General features: G+C 66.0%; 12 protein-coding genes. 5 read left to right on the forward strand and 7 right to left on the reverse strand.

Translation table 11 applies throughout. The features are described 5' to 3' along the window. Positions 1 to 1,779 (reverse strand): glycoside hydrolase family 3 protein (locus tag I55_RS24075; RefSeq protein ID WP_252181292.1); only part of this gene is annotated, 1,779 nt, incomplete at its 3' end. A 105-nt stretch (positions 1,780 to 1,884) separates the two neighbouring features. After that, positions 1,885 to 2,604, reverse strand: coding sequence for a GntR family transcriptional regulator (locus tag I55_RS24080; RefSeq protein WP_252181293.1), 720 nt, complete (start codon positions 2,602 to 2,604; stop codon positions 1,885 to 1,887). 398 nt (positions 2,605 to 3,002) lie between these two features. On the opposite strand from I55_RS24080, the gene manD reads away from it, so the two are divergent. From manD to I55_RS24095, 4 genes are all read left to right on the forward strand, one after another. Beyond that, on the forward strand, positions 3,003 to 4,208 hold the full coding sequence (gene manD, locus I55_RS24085) for a D-mannonate dehydratase ManD (RefSeq protein ID WP_044563212.1): 1,206 nt from the start codon (positions 3,003 to 3,005) through the stop codon (positions 4,206 to 4,208). Positions 4,209 to 4,308: 100 nt separating this feature from the next. Next, a complete protein-coding gene (locus I55_RS24090; protein ID WP_044563213.1) occupies positions 4,309 to 5,634 on the forward strand; it encodes an MFS transporter in 1,326 nt (441 codons plus the stop codon). A gap of 208 nt (positions 5,635 to 5,842) precedes the next feature. Beyond that, a complete protein-coding gene (locus I55_RS37340; RefSeq protein ID WP_159107264.1) occupies positions 5,843 to 5,998 on the forward strand; it encodes a hypothetical protein in 156 nt (51 codons plus the stop codon). 84 nt (positions 5,999 to 6,082) lie between these two features. Beyond that, positions 6,083 to 8,962 (forward strand): TonB-dependent receptor, encoded by a 2,880-nt coding sequence (locus I55_RS24095; RefSeq protein WP_049974448.1) that lies wholly within the window; start codon positions 6,083 to 6,085, stop codon positions 8,960 to 8,962. Between the two features lie 94 nt (positions 8,963 to 9,056). On the opposite strand, the gene I55_RS24100 is transcribed toward I55_RS24095, so the two are convergent. The 5 genes from I55_RS24100 to I55_RS24120 form a co-directional block, all read right to left on the reverse strand. Then, positions 9,057 to 9,575 (reverse strand): flavin reductase family protein, encoded by a 519-nt coding sequence (locus tag I55_RS24100; protein ID WP_044563214.1) that lies wholly within the window; start codon positions 9,573 to 9,575, stop codon positions 9,057 to 9,059. A gap of 238 nt (positions 9,576 to 9,813) precedes the next feature. After that, positions 9,814 to 10,449: a flavin reductase family protein gene (locus tag I55_RS24105; RefSeq protein ID WP_044563215.1), complete on the reverse strand. Its 636-nt coding sequence runs from the start codon at positions 10,447 to 10,449 to the stop codon at positions 9,814 to 9,816. A gap of 137 nt (positions 10,450 to 10,586) precedes the next feature. Continuing rightward, positions 10,587 to 10,967 (reverse strand): hypothetical protein, encoded by a 381-nt coding sequence (locus I55_RS24110; protein WP_044563216.1) that lies wholly within the window; start codon positions 10,965 to 10,967, stop codon positions 10,587 to 10,589. A gap of 278 nt (positions 10,968 to 11,245) precedes the next feature. Next, positions 11,246 to 13,159: an AsmA family protein gene (locus tag I55_RS24115; RefSeq protein WP_083901389.1), complete on the reverse strand. Its 1,914-nt coding sequence runs from the start codon at positions 13,157 to 13,159 to the stop codon at positions 11,246 to 11,248. Between the two features lie 154 nt (positions 13,160 to 13,313). After that, complete coding sequence (locus tag I55_RS24120; protein WP_044563220.1) at positions 13,314 to 13,742, reverse strand: hypothetical protein; 429 nt, start codon at positions 13,740 to 13,742, stop codon at positions 13,314 to 13,316. Between the two features lie 333 nt (positions 13,743 to 14,075). Here I55_RS24120 and I55_RS24125 point away from each other — a divergent pair. Further along, a partial coding sequence (locus I55_RS24125; RefSeq protein ID WP_044563222.1) for a creatininase family protein occupies positions 14,076 to 14,236 on the forward strand: 161 nt, incomplete at its 3' end.

The raw sequence follows: 14,236 nt of genomic DNA on the forward strand, positions 1-14,236 counted from the left end.
CACCGACAGCGGCCGGCCGTTCTGCAGCACCACGACCACCGGCTTGCCCAGCGCGAACAGGGCCCGGGCCAGGTCATTCTGCTGCCCAACCAGGTCCAGGCTGTCGCGGTCGCCCAGGTGGGTCTTGGCCCAGCCCTCACGGCTGGTCTGCTCATTGTCGCCAATGACCAGCACGATGTGGTCGGCGGCCTTGGCCACGGCCACCGCCTGCCGGATCAGCGTCGCGTTCTCCGCCGGGTCGGCCAGTTCCACCTTGTCACCATACCAGTCGTCGTCCTTGGTGATGCGCACGCCCTCGGCGTACGTCACCGTCACCTTGGACCCGACCTTGGCCTTGATGCCATCCAGGATGCTGACGGTCTGCTTGGGCTCCCCCGAATAGCCGCCCAGATGGGCCTTGGCGGCGTTGGGGCCGATGACGGCCAGGGTCTTCACCTTGGCGGTGTCCAGCGGCAGGACACCATCATTCTTCAGCAGCACGACCGACTTCTGCGCCGCCTTCAGTGCCAGGGCGCGGGCCTCGCCATCGCCGGTCAGGGCATCCGCCTTGTCCGCGTCGGCGTAGGGGTGCTCAAACAAGCCGGCCTGGAACTTCAGGTCAAGGATGTGGCGGACGGCGCGGTCGATCACCTCCTCCTTCACCTTGCCGGCGCGCACGGCGTCGCCCAGGCTGGCGTAGGATTCGCCGTCCGGCAGATCGGCATCCACCCCGGCCTTGATGGCCCGGATGGCGGCGGCGGGCAGGTCCGGCACCACATGATGGACGCTGGCCAGCTGGTCCACGCCGGAATAGTCGCTGATGATGGCGCCCTTGTAGCCCCATTCACCCCGCAGGATGTCCTGCAGCAGCCAGGTGTTGGCGTGGCTGGGCACGCCGTCGATCTCATTGTAGGAGGCCATGACCGCGCGCACGTTGGTGCGGTGGATGACCTGCTCGAACGGCGGGAAGAACATCTCCCGCAAGGTGCGCTCCCCCACGGATGCCGGGCCGACATTGGTGCCGCTTTCCGGCTGGCCGTGGCCGGTCAGGTGCTTCAGGGTGGCGAAGACCTTGCCGTCGGCCAGGGGCAGGCTGTCGCCCTGCAGGCCTTGAACGGCGGCGACGCCCAGTTCGCCCGCCAGATACGGATCCTCGCCGAAGGTTTCCTCGATACGGCCCCAGCGCGGATCACGGGCCACATCCACCACGGGCGATAGCACCAGGCTGACACCGCGCACACGGATTTCGCGCGCCACCACGCCGTCGACCTCGCGCACCAGCTCCGGGTCCCAGCTGCTGGCCTGGGCGATGGCCTGGGGGAAGCTGGTGGGCCCGATGGCGGGATAGCCGTGCAGGCCCTCCTCATGGAACAGCACGGGAATGCCCAGCCGCGTCTTCTCCACCGCCCAATGCTGGACGGCGTTCACCATGGCCACCGTGCCCCGCGTGTCGCGCCAATACTGGTCGCGGATGGAGCCGCTGCCCTTCTCGTCGTTGGGACGGGTGAACTGGCCCAGGCCGTTGGGATAGACGCCGCTGGCCTTGGCGGGATCGAAGTTCATGGCCGGATCGAAGATCGCGGGCTTGTGGTCCCAGACGGCGATCAACTGGGCCACCTTCTCGTCCAGCGTCATGCGCGCCAGCAGGTCATCCACCCGGGCGGCCACCGGCGCGCCAGGGTCCTTATAGACGGCGGGCTTGCCAGTCGCCGTGTCACCGGCGTGGGCGGCGGCGCTGACGGCCACGGCGGCGGCACCGGTCAGGACCAGCCGGCGAACAGAGTTATGGCGTGTACGCACGGGCGCGTCTCCCTATCGTTATTCTTGTTCGGCATCATGGTACCGTTACCATGAGCCTAAAACACCAGGCCGGCCGGGGCCAGCCTCATCCAAACAGCCAAATGGTTATGGGGCCAAATCGTCCGCGAACAGGTCGGGGAAGCGGGTGGCCAACTGGGGCAGAGAGGTCAGGATTTCCTGGAGGTGCAGGCGCATCGCCGCCTCCGCCCGGTCCGCGTCACGGTCGGCGATGGCGTCGACGATGGCCTGGTGCTGCGTGATCAGCAGCGTCAGCGGCGTCGCCTCCGGCATGCTGAGGTAGCGGACACGGTCCATCTGGGCCTTGGTCTCCTCCACCACCCGCCAGGCGTACTCGCAGCCGACGTGCAGCGCGATGTCGCGGTGGAAGCGTTCGTCCAGTTCCAGGAAACGGACGTGGTCCCGGTCCTCAGCGGCGTTGGCCTGGGCGCGCAGGTTGTCGCGCAGCAGATCGATGTCCCGCCCCTTCATCTCCGCCACCGCCCGGCGCACCACCGCCAGTTCCACCGCCTCGCGCACGAAGCGGGCGTCGAACACCTGGCGAACGGAAATCTTGACGATGAAGGAACCGCGCTGCGGCCGGATGGACAGCAGCCCCGCCTCGCTCAGCTTGATGAAGGCCTCGCGTACCGGCTGGCGGCTGACGCCCAACTGGTCGGCGATGTCCTGTTCGGAGATGGCCTGACCAGGGCGGAACTTCATGGCCACGATGGCGCCCCGCAGCTCCCGGAACACGCGGCGGGCCACGGGCTCCGCACTGTCCGCCTGGATCCGATTCAGGACGACACGGTCATTTTCCGCCNACACTGACGCACCCCTTAGAGTCCCACGGGGGCCGGAGCCCGCCTCCACCCTGGGGCATCGGATGGCGCGTTCAAAAGCAGTTGCCAGGACCGCCGCGTTTTGTCGAACGCCGTTGTTGTCGCCCACCATGCATACTACCATACTAGATAACAGGCAAGGCCGCGATCGTGGGAGAACGGGGTTCTGATAACGACGTGCATATCCTGCACTGGCCTGTTGACCCGTCTGGTATGGTAGTATACATGAATGGTAACCGACGAATGAGCGGACCTGAGTCCGCGCAGGGAGAGAATGCCGCCCCCAACGGGCGTTCCTAAATACGATTTGCCAGCCTTGCAGCCGCTACCGCGCGATCAAAGCGCCCGCGCCAGCCTGGAACCCGCTTCGGAGTAGAGCCCCCCATGAAGATTACCGACGCCTATGTCATCGTCACCTGCCCGGCACGGAACTTCGTCACCCTGAAGATCCGCACCGACGAAGGCGTCTACGGCATCGGTGACGCCACCCTGAACGGACGGGAACTGGCGGTGGCGTCGTACCTCACCGACCACGTCATCCCCTGCCTGATCGGCCGTGATCCGCACGACATCGAGGACATCTGGCAGTATCTATACAAGGGCGCCTACTGGCGCCGGGGCCCCGTCACCATGTCGGCCATCGCGGCGGTGGACACGGCCTTGTGGGACATCAAGGCCAAGGTGGCCGGCCTGCCCCTTTATCAACTGCTGGGTGGCAAAAGCCGCAACGGCGTCATGGTCTACGCCCATGCCAACGGCCAGACGGTGGGCGATGCCCTGGACCAGGTGCAGCACTACATCGACCAGGGCTACAAGGCCATCCGCGTCCAGGCCGGCGTGCCCGGCCTCAAGGGCGTCTACGGCGTGGCCAAGGGCATCAATTACGAACCGGCCACCCGTGGCCTGCCTGCGGAATCGGCGTGGTCGACCGCGGCTTACCTGGACTTCGCCCCCACCCTGTTCGCCGCGGCGCGCGACCGTTTCGGCTGGGACCTGCACCTGCTGCATGACGTGCACCACCGCCTGACCCCCATTGAGGCGGCGCGGCTGGGCAAGGCGCTGGAACCTTACCGCCTGTTCTGGATGGAAGACCCGACCCCGGCGGAAAACCAGGAGGCATTCCGCCTGATCCGCCAGCACACCACCACCCCCCTGGCGGTGGGGGAGGTGTTCAACACCATCTGGGATGCCAAGGACCTGATCCAGAACCAGCTGATCGACTATATCCGCACCACGGTGGTGCACGCTGGCGGCATCACCCACCTGCGCCGCATCGCCAGCCTGGCGGAGCTGTACCAGATCCGCACCGGCAGCCATGGCGCCACCGACCTATCGCCGGTCTGCATGGGGGCGGCCCTGCACTTCGACCTGTGGGTGCCCAACTTCGGCATCCAGGAACGCATGGTGCATGAGGACGTGACCGACAGCGTCTTCACCCACGCCTACACCTTCGACAAGGGATACATGCACCCAGGCGAGGCGCCGGGCCACGGCGTCGACATCGATGAGGCGGAGGCGGCGAAGTACCCCTACCAGCCGGCCTACCTGCCAGTGGCGCGCCTGACCGACGGCACGCTGTGGAACTGGTGACCTGACATGAGGCCGGGCGCGGCCTGAAGCGCGCCGAAGTGAACGAACAGCGCCGCGCGGGCCTTGGGGGCCGGCGGTGATAAAGGGGAGTGAGACGTCCATGGCGTGGCCAGCGGAAGCCACCATCGCACCGACCCCACCGCCGGCCAGACTAGGCCAGCGGCGCTGGATCGTCGTCGCCCTGCTCTTCGCCGCCACGGTCATCAACTACGTAGACCGGCAAATGCTGGGCCTGCTGAAACCCTTGTTGTCGCAGGAGTTCCACTGGTCCGACACCGACTATGCCGACATCATCTTCTACTTCCAGGCCGCCTACGCCGTAGCCTACCTGGTATTCGGCCGGGTGATCGACCGCGTTGGCGCCCGCTGGGGCTATGCCCTGACCTTCCTGGTGTGGAACCTGGCGCATATGGCCCACGGCCTGGCCAGCGGCCTGGTGCAGTTCGTCCTGGTGCGCGTGGCCCTGGGCGCCGGGGAGGCTGGAAACTTCCCCGCCGGCCTGAAAAGCGTGGCCGAGTGGTTCCCCCGGCGCGAGCGCGCGCTGGCCGTCGGCATCTTCAATGCCGGGTCCAACGTCGGCGCCATCGTCACGCCCCTGGTCGTGCCCCTCATTGTCGCCGTGGCCGACTGGCGCATGGCGTTCATGGTAACCGGTGTCATAAGCTTCGCCTGGCTGGCCGCCTGGCTGGTGTTCTACCGGCGTCCGGAAGAGGACCGCCGCCTGACCACCGAGGAATTGGCGCATATCCGTGCCGATGGGACCGTTGACGCCACCGTCCAGGCGGAGCCGCGCCTGGGCTGGGTGCTGCGCCAGCGGCAGACCTGGGCCTATGTCCTGGCCAAGTTTCTGACCGACCCCATCTGGTGGGTTTTCCTGTTCTGGTTGCCGGATTTCCTGGGTCGCCGGTTCGGCCTGGACCTCTCCGGCTTCGGCCCACCGCTGGTGGCGATCTACCTGATGTCCGACATCGGCAGCGTCTCCGGCGGCTGGCTGTCGTCCCGCCTGATACGCGGCGGTATCGGTGCCAACCGGGCGCGCAAGCTGGCCATGTTGGCGGCGGCCGTCTGTGTCGTGCCGGTGCTGGCGGCCCCCTGGGTCGGCGGCCTGGTGCCGGCGGTGCTGATCATCGGCCTGGCCACCGCCGGCCATCAGGGCTTCTCCGCCAACCTGATGACCCTGCCCTCCGACCTGTTCCCGCCCTCGGCCGTGGCCACGGTGGTGGGAATGGGCGGCACGGCGGGCGCCGTCGGCGGCATGCTGATGGCCAAGTTCACCGGCTGGATATTGCAGACCACCGGCGGCTACGGCCCCGTCTTCCTGACAGCCGCCGCCGCCTATCCCTTGGCCTTGCTGGCCCTGCAGATGTTGAGCCCACACCTGCGCCCGGCCCTTCCCGGCACCGACGGCGGAGGTGACCCATCCTGAGTCCACGCCCAATAAGCCACCTAAATATAAAACGGAAATCACGTCGCTCCATTTCGGACGCGTCTATGTATTAGTCTTATTTTTAAAATACTCACCCAATATGCATTCAATATTGTTTGAGAAATATCTTGACAATATTGCCCTTGTCAGGAAATGGTAACGGTACCATTTGAGCGCGACCAACGCGCCGGCTTGAGGGAGAAGCGGAATGGCATGCCTGCAATCGGCCACCGGCCGGCATATGAAATCCTGGCGATCGGGTGTGATCGCCGGCCTGGCCGCGCTGGCGGCCGAGGTGCTGGGGGGCGGCACGGTGCTGGACGCCCCCGTCCCCCACACGCAGGGCGACCGCCGTTACCGCTGATCCGCATCCGCGCGGCGCGCAAAGACCAGACGCAACAAAAGCCCGCTCAAATTCCAGAGATCGCGGGCGGAGAGGGAGGAAATCATGGCGCACTCAAGAGACTGGAAGGCCCTTCTCACCACCACCGCCCTGGCCGGCGGTGCCCTGCTGGGCATGCTGGCCCTGCAGGCCCAGGCCCAGACGGCGTCGCCCGCCTCCACCGGGGACGAGATGGAGGAAATCACCGTCACCGGCATCCGCCGCAGCCTCTTGGACGCCACGGAGCAGAAGCGCAATTCCGTGTCCTTCGGCGACAGCATCTTCGCCGAGGACATCGGCAAGCTGCCCGCCACCAACCTGGCGGAAACCCTGAACCGCATTCCCGGCGTGAACCTGACCCGCGACATCAATGGCGAGGGCGTGCAGGTTTCCATCCGCGGCCTGGGTCCCAGCTTTTCCAAGGTCCTGCTGAACAACACCCAGATCGCGGTGGCGTCGGACGGCGGCACCAACGGCGGCAGCGCCAACCGTGAGGTCGACCTGGACTTCTTCCCGTCCGAGCTGTTCACCCGGCTGGACGTGGCGAAGAGCCCCACGGCCGACATGCTGGAGGGCGGCATCGCCGGCACGGTCAACCTGCACAGCGCCCGTCCCTTCGATAACGAAGGCACGCATGTCACCCTGATCGGCCAGGGCCAGTACACCAACGCCGATGGCGAAGTCAGCCCCCGCGGCGCCTTCGTCGCCAGCCACACCTGGGGTGATTTCGGCGTCCTGGTCGGCGTTTCGGGCGTCAAGACCACCACCCGCATCGACGGTTTCGAGACCATCGGCTACAGCGACGGCAACCTGGGGGCCGCCAACGGCGACGTCGGCACCGGCAATGGCTTCGTCTATGCCAGCACCGCCCCCAACAACGTCACCGGCCTGACGCCGGGCCAGCCGGTGAACCTGGCCCAGACCTCCGGCCTCAGCCTGCCGCAACTGGGCAGCGCCCTGATCCCGCGCCTGGGCCGCAACAGCTACACCTTCGGCGACCGGTCGCGCGTGTCCAGCCTGCTGTCCCTGGAATACCGGCCCAGCGACGAATGGCACTTCGCCATCGACGGCCTGTGGGCCCAGTCGGACCGCGACTACCAGCGCCTGAACATGAACTGGTACGTGCGCAACTCCGGCCCCGGCACCAGCCCCACCTCCACCGGCGGCATGGTCCCCTTCAACCTGACGGTCGACAGCAACAATGTCGTGACCCAAGGCACCTTCGCGAATTCCAGCTTCTTCCTGGAAAACGACATCTTCAATCAGCATACCGAGTTCTACAACATCAACCCGACCCTGACCTGGAAGCCGTCCAAGGACTTCAAGGTCGACGCCCAGGTCAATTACGGCCACAGCACCTTCTTCCGCGAACAGCCGCAGTTCGACGTCCAGACCCCGGCGCAGTCCGGCCTGACCGTCACCTACCAGACCGGCGGCGCCAACGGCCAGCCCATCATCATCCCCAACCGCGACCTGAACGACCCCAACCTGGGTTGGAAGTGGTATCGCGTGAACGTGCAGAACGTGTACCGTGAGACCACCACCCGCGGCGCCCACATCGACACCCAGTACGGCGACGACGCCGTCAACCTGAAGGTCGGCGGCGCCTATGACATGGCCAGCCGCATCATCCGCGCCTATGACAACAGCACCGCCTTCCAGACGGCGGTCTGCGGCGCCACCTGCGACGGCCTGTCCGGCCTGGTGCCCAATTCCCAGATCGGCCAGTACCTGCTGCCCATGAATATCAACGACTTCGGCCACCTGGCTGATGGCAACGTCGGCTACACCAAGTGGATCATGACCAACCTGTCGGCCCTGGAAAAGGCGACGAACTACGAGCAGTTCAAGGACAGCGCCCCCCAGACCCGCAGCGCCGTCACCGGTGGTTCCGTCGGCAACATCTCGGAAAAGACCTTCGGTGGCTATGCCGAGGGTAACGCCAAGGACACCCTGCTGGGCCACGACGTGGCCATCAACATGGGCCTGCGCTACTTCCACACCGACCAGACGGTGACCAGCCCGCTGCAGACCGCCTCCGGCGCGCTGATCGACCAGACCCTGAACACAGGCTACAGCGACGTCCTGCCCTCGGCCAACGTGGTCTACAGCCTGACGGATGACATCAAGCTGCGCGCCGCCGCCTCGCGCAGCATCACCCGCGCCGACGCCAGCCAGCTGCTGCCCGGCACCACCTTCTCCGACATCTCCGCCCAGGTGGCCAGTGCTGGCAACCCCAACCTGAAGCCCTACACCTCCAACAACATCGACATCGGCGGCGAGTGGTACACCGGCGGCCTGGGCTATGTCGGCGCCGCCCTGTTCCGCAAGGACATCGACGGCTTCACCGTCACGACGCAGAAGACGGTGCCCTTCACCGCGCTGGGCATCAATTTCAGCGATCTGCAGACCAGCCAGCAGCAGGCCTTGCTGCTGCGTGGCGGCCCCAACGTCGCCACCGTGACGCTGAACCAGCCGGTGAACCTCAGCAAGCTGCTGCTGCAGGGCATCGAGCTGACCTGGGTGCAGCCGCTGGACTTCATCGTCGAAGGCCTGGGCTTCTCGGCCAACGGCACGCATATCGAGCAAAGCTCGGACAGCGGCCTGTTCGCCACCGGCATCTCGCCCTACAGCTATAACCTGCAGGGTTATTACGAAGGCCACGGCGTGTCGGTCAGCGTGAACTACGTCTGGAACGACCAGTCCACGGCCGCCAACGCCCCGCAGAACAACCTGCAGGAAGCGCTGATCAACGCGTCGCGCGGCCAGCTGGACGTATCGCTGGGCTATCAGCTGCCGGTGTTCAACGACAGCGTCCGTCTGACGGTGGATGCGCTGAACATCACCAACGAACCGCTGGTGACCCTGTTCGGCCACTCCAACTCGCCCTACAGCATCTACTACCCGGGCACCCAGGTGATCTTCGGCGCCCGCGCCAAGTTCTGAGGCATCCTCCCGACGGTCCGGGTGGGGAAACCCGCCCGGATCGCCCTGTACCAACTGGAATCCCCGGCGGCATCAGCCTCCGGGGGTCTTTTTGTCAGATGCCGCTCAAACGGCGATAGCCGCCGTCGGCGTAGAGCAGCGGATCAACCTCGGTCCGGCTGCGGGTCCACAGCACCTCGCCCACGATGACGCGGTGGCTGCCGTGGGGCAGCTCGGCAGCGCGGCGGCATACCAGGGTGGATTGCGCGCCGATCAGGCAGGGAGCGCCCATCACGTCCTCCCACTCACCGGGCTTGAAACAGTCCTCGGTGCGGTTGGGCTGGCCGAACGTGCGCGAAATGTCCTGCTGGTCAGCGTGCAGGATGTTGATGGCGTAGGTGTCGGCCGCCAGCAGCCGGTCATGCACGCTGCCCGACTGGTTCAGCGCGATGAGGACGGAGGGCGGGTCGAAGCTGAGGGAACATAGCGCGCTGACCGTGGCCCCGGCCGCCCCCTTGCCGTCCCGCAGCGTCACCACGGAAACCGATGCCGCCAGGCGGCGCATGGCGAAGCGCAGGCCGTCCACCAGGGCGGGGTCGGCATCAAGGGGCGGAGCGGCGGACGAACTGGACATGAGGCCTCGGGTAGGGACGACACGGAGGGGGGACAAACATTTCGACCGGCGACGCGGACGATGGCATAGGACACCGCTTTGCCGCCCCTGACAAGGCGGGTCAGATGCCTGAAGGCGCCCGACCGCTTGTCCGGATACGGCCCCGCTGCCCTACCATGCGGGCGACCGAGTCCGTAATTTAATAATTCTTGATATCCGCCACATGGTTCTTGATCACCACGGTTCTTGATGACCGGGCTTAGCGCCTGGCCCCCGGCCGGTCCATGTCGAAGCGGGTGTCCGGCGTGATGGCGGCATAGGCGGAGGGGCCGCCGCCGCGCAGGATGATGCCGGCGCCGAAGGTGTCGAAGATGCCGTCGACCAGCAACGAACGGGCGATGTGGATCACCACCGCCTCCCCCATCACCAGCCAGGAATCGACGGGACTGCCGTCGTGGCGGCGCAGGCGGTGGATGTCCGTCACACGGCATTCGAAATGGACGGGGCTTTCCGCCACGCGGGGCACGTCAACGTGTGTGCCGGCCAGGGGGGTCAGTCCCGCCAGCTGGAATTCATCGGTGCCGTAGGGCACGGGCGCGCTGGTCGCGTTCATCTGTTCCGCCAGATCGCGCGTGGCCAGGTTCCAGACGAACATGCCCGTCTCCTCGGCGTTCCGCAGGCTGTCCTTGGCGCTGGTGCTGCAGAAACCCACGATGGGCGGGCGGTAGTTGAACAGGTTGAAGAAACTGTACGGCGCCAGGTTGACGCTGCCGTCCCGCCCCCGGCTGGAAATCCAGCCGATGGGCCGCGGCCCCACCATGGAGTTCAGCGGATCGTGCGGCAGCCCATGGCCCCGCGCGGGCTCGTAGGAATAGAGGTCGTGGTGCTGCGGCATCGCGCATGTCCCGGCGGTGGGGCGACCGCCCGCAGGCGGCCGTCCCGGTTGCTAACCGTCTGAACATACGGGGTGCCGGGCGGACTTTAAACGCGGCACCCGCGCACGGGTCGCCTGCGCGTCCAGCGGGGCAAGGGTCAACGGGCGCCACGCGCCGGCTTCTTCGCCCCGTTGGCCACCGCCGGCCCATCCTCCAGCGTGCCGATGGTCACCTGCAGCAGGCGACTGATGCCATTGGCGTAATCCTGGCTGGCCTTCAGCGCGAAGCGCTGGCCGCACTCCTGCCACTCCTGCGGGGTGCGGCAAGCCAGCAGGGCGGCGCAGGCCTCCCGGTCCTCATGCATCCGCAGTTCCCAGAACCGTGTCATTTCCTGGAAGAAGGCCAAGCCGCCGTGGGTGATGCGGCCGTAGACATGATGGATGTCATCCATCCAGGCGGTGTTTTCCGTCATCAGGGCTTCCAGCACCGGGTGCGGCAGGTCCTTTTCCGGAAACGGTGTTTTGACGGCATCAGGCATGGCGTCCTCCCTGGTTGCGACCCCCGGCGGGGCGCAGGCGCTGCACCCCGCTTGCGCGGGCGAGACGAACGATGAGGCAAGCGTACCAAGCACCCCCAGCCGATGCCTTGAGATGGGTCAAGCCCAGCCATCTTGGACCGGGCCATCTTGGGCCCAGACGGTAGGAATGCGGGAATAGGATAGCACAGGGCGGGCCACTGCCAGCGGACATTCCGGGGGCGGGAAAGACCAATCGCGCTCACCGCATCGCGCGCGCCGCCATGAACGGGCGGGGCCGCTTAATCGGATGCCAGCAACTGCCTGGTCATGCTCTCGCAATCCACGTCATCGGCGCCGCCGAAGTCGGGCAGCGGGATGGGGATCAGGCGGCCGATGGAAATGCGCGGTGAGCGGATCTTGCCCTTCACCACCACAGGGGCGTGCAGATCCAGCAGGTCGAACTTCTTGGTATCGGCCGTGATCTCGGTATCGACCTCCTGGGTCTTGAGGCCGGCCCGACCTTCGACATGCACCACCGATTTCCGGGTGTCCATCAAGGTCCGGTCGAAAACCACCTCGCCATGGTTGAAATTCAGGCGGCCCCCGGCGCAGCGGATGGGGATCTGGTCGTCGCCGGTGATGTACAGCACCAGGGCATCGGCGATTTGCAGCCCCGCCAGGCTGACCATCAGCGAACTGATGGTGCCGCCTGACATGGTGATCACCGCGTTGCCGGTGGCCGAGCCCATGACGTCGGCCAGGGATCGGCCGTTGCCCACCAGCTGGACACGGCCCCGCAGCTTGCCCTTGGTGGTGTCGAAATAGTCCGAGCCACGGAAAAAGGATTTCAGGTCGACGTCCTGGAAATTCAGGTTGGCGCGGGTGCGCGGGTCGGCCGCGCGCGCATCCAGCGCCATGTCGCCGGACAGCCCGCCGCCCGCCACACTCATGCGCAAGGGGTTCACGACCGCCTCGCCATCCCTCACCTGGACGCGGAAGCTCAAGGCCGTGACCGGCAGGTAATCAGGCGCCACCACCCGGCGGGCGTCCAGGCTGACGTCCATGTTCATGGCGCGCAGCTTTTCCACCTGCAGCGGGACGTCCGGGAACAGGTCGCCCCTGGCCTCCAGCTTGGCTTGCGTCTTCTTCTGTTCCACCGAGACGTTGCCCTTGCTGCCCGGCGTGGCGCCCACCAGGGGCGCCAGGTCGGCGAACGCCAAGTGGTCGGAGGTGAGATGGGCCGTGAGGAAGGCCGGCTTGGCGTGATGATCGATGGCGATATCGCCGGCCAGGTCGCTGTCGCCCGCGTGCCAGGTCATGTCCACCACCCGCCACACCCCGGGCTCATGCGTCAGTTTGCCGTTGATGCGATAGGGGGGCGTGGGCGGCCCGGGGATGCCCAGCAAGGGGAAGATATCCGCCAGGTTCTGGCCCGACAGGGCCACCTGGACGTTCGATCCCGTGAACTGGAAGGGATCCTGCAACGTGCCCCTGACCGTTAGCTTGGTGGCGCCGTAGTCCACCTGCAGATCCACCGGATAGGGCTGGTCGGTATCGCGCAGCATGAGGACGGACCCGCCGACAAAGTGCACGGTCAGCGCCTTGCTCTCGATGCTGCCCTTCAGGTCCAGTTCCGCCGTCGGGTTGGCCGGCGCCTGGCCGGTGGCCGTCTGCACCGTGCCATCCAGGTTCAGCTTGCGCTTGGCGTCCCGATAGCTGACACGGCCGTCGTCGATCTCCAGCCGGCCGATCATCGGCACCTCATCGCGGCTTTCGGGCTTCAGCTGGTTCACGGCGCCATGGGCCACCGGACTCTCCCCGGCGCTCCAGTTCCATTCCTCCTTGTCGTTCTTCTCCAGCGCAATCACGGGTGCCCGCAGGATCAGCCGGGGGAAGACCAGGTCGCGGTGGAACAGCAGCGGCCGCAGCTCGATATCCAGTTCAATCTGCCTGGCCGTGAACAAGTGGGGCGCCTGGCCCCAATCGGTGTTCGAGACCTGGACGTCGTCCAGCAGGAGGTGGGTCACCCAGCCCCACTGCACGGTGACCTTACCGATTTGGGTCTTGCGGCCGGAGAACGCCTCCGCCCGGTTCTCCAGTTGGGCGCGCACGTAGTCCGACGTGACGAACAGGTAGACACCGGTACCGGCCAACACCAGCAGCACCACCAGCACGCCCACCGACCAACCGATTATCCTGAATGCCCGTCGCATGGCCAGCGATCCATCTTCGACCCGCCCCCATGCTCAGCAAACCGCCGAGCCGCCGCCCCGGTTCCCACCCCCGGCGGATTCCGGTACACGCTTACCGGTTCTGACGGGGTTCTGACGTCATAACTGCCAAGCATGCGCGGTGGCCGCGGCGTGTCTACGACTTCACAAGCCGCAGACTTGGCCTGACCGGGCCGGCGTCGACACCGGCGCTGGCGAAGAAATTGGCGATGGCGTCAATGTGCCGGTGATCGGCCACGGCAAGGACCGAGCCGCCGAAGATGGGCGCCGTGACCACCAGGCTGACCACATCACCGGTAGCCATCCGGATATAATTGCCATCACCCAAGGGGGCGGCCAGTTGGAGACTGAGCCCGGCGGGTGAATGGCCCAAGCAGATCACCACGCAATCCAGGATGGCATGGACGATGGTTGCATCCTTCTTCTTGTAGCAACTGATGTAAACAACCGAGGCGCCGAAAGAGACGGCATCGCCATCACCCACGCAATACCCCTTGATGGACTGGATATCGTCAGCGGAAAATATCTGTTGGTGGGCGAAGTCCGTCTCACTCACGGTCACCATTTCCCTTCCTTAAATTGAACTATTGCACGAACGCAACCAAGTAATACCCTGGCCGCGCCCACCGCATCCCGTAAAACTACCTTTTGAAGATGACGGCAACCTGACCTATTCCCCGATTTTCCTCCGGCCACAAGTAAAGCCTCATCAATTGACGCCCATTTTTTGGGCGTTGGCGGCAATCGAGCCCGGGTGATGTCCTGGACCGACGTGAAGTGTTCAAGGGAGCGATCAAGGCCTGGGCATGGATGGCCGCCGGTTCGGTTTTGGGATGCCTTCGGCCGGCCGGACCCCTATGGTGGCGGCCAATCGAACGCCGCCGGAGGAACGAGCCCCATGCTGCTGCACCTGTCCACCTGGTCCGAAGTCGAGCGCTTCCTGGAGCGCTCCAAGACCGTCGTCATCCCCATCGGCTCCAACGAGCAGCATGGCCCCACCGGCCTGCTGGGCACCGACTGGTTGTGCCCCGAGATCATCGCGCATGAGGCGCACAAGGG

Source organism: Azospirillum sp. B4 (genome assembly GCF_000333275.1).
GTDB lineage: Bacteria > Pseudomonadota > Alphaproteobacteria > Azospirillales > Azospirillaceae > Nitrospirillum.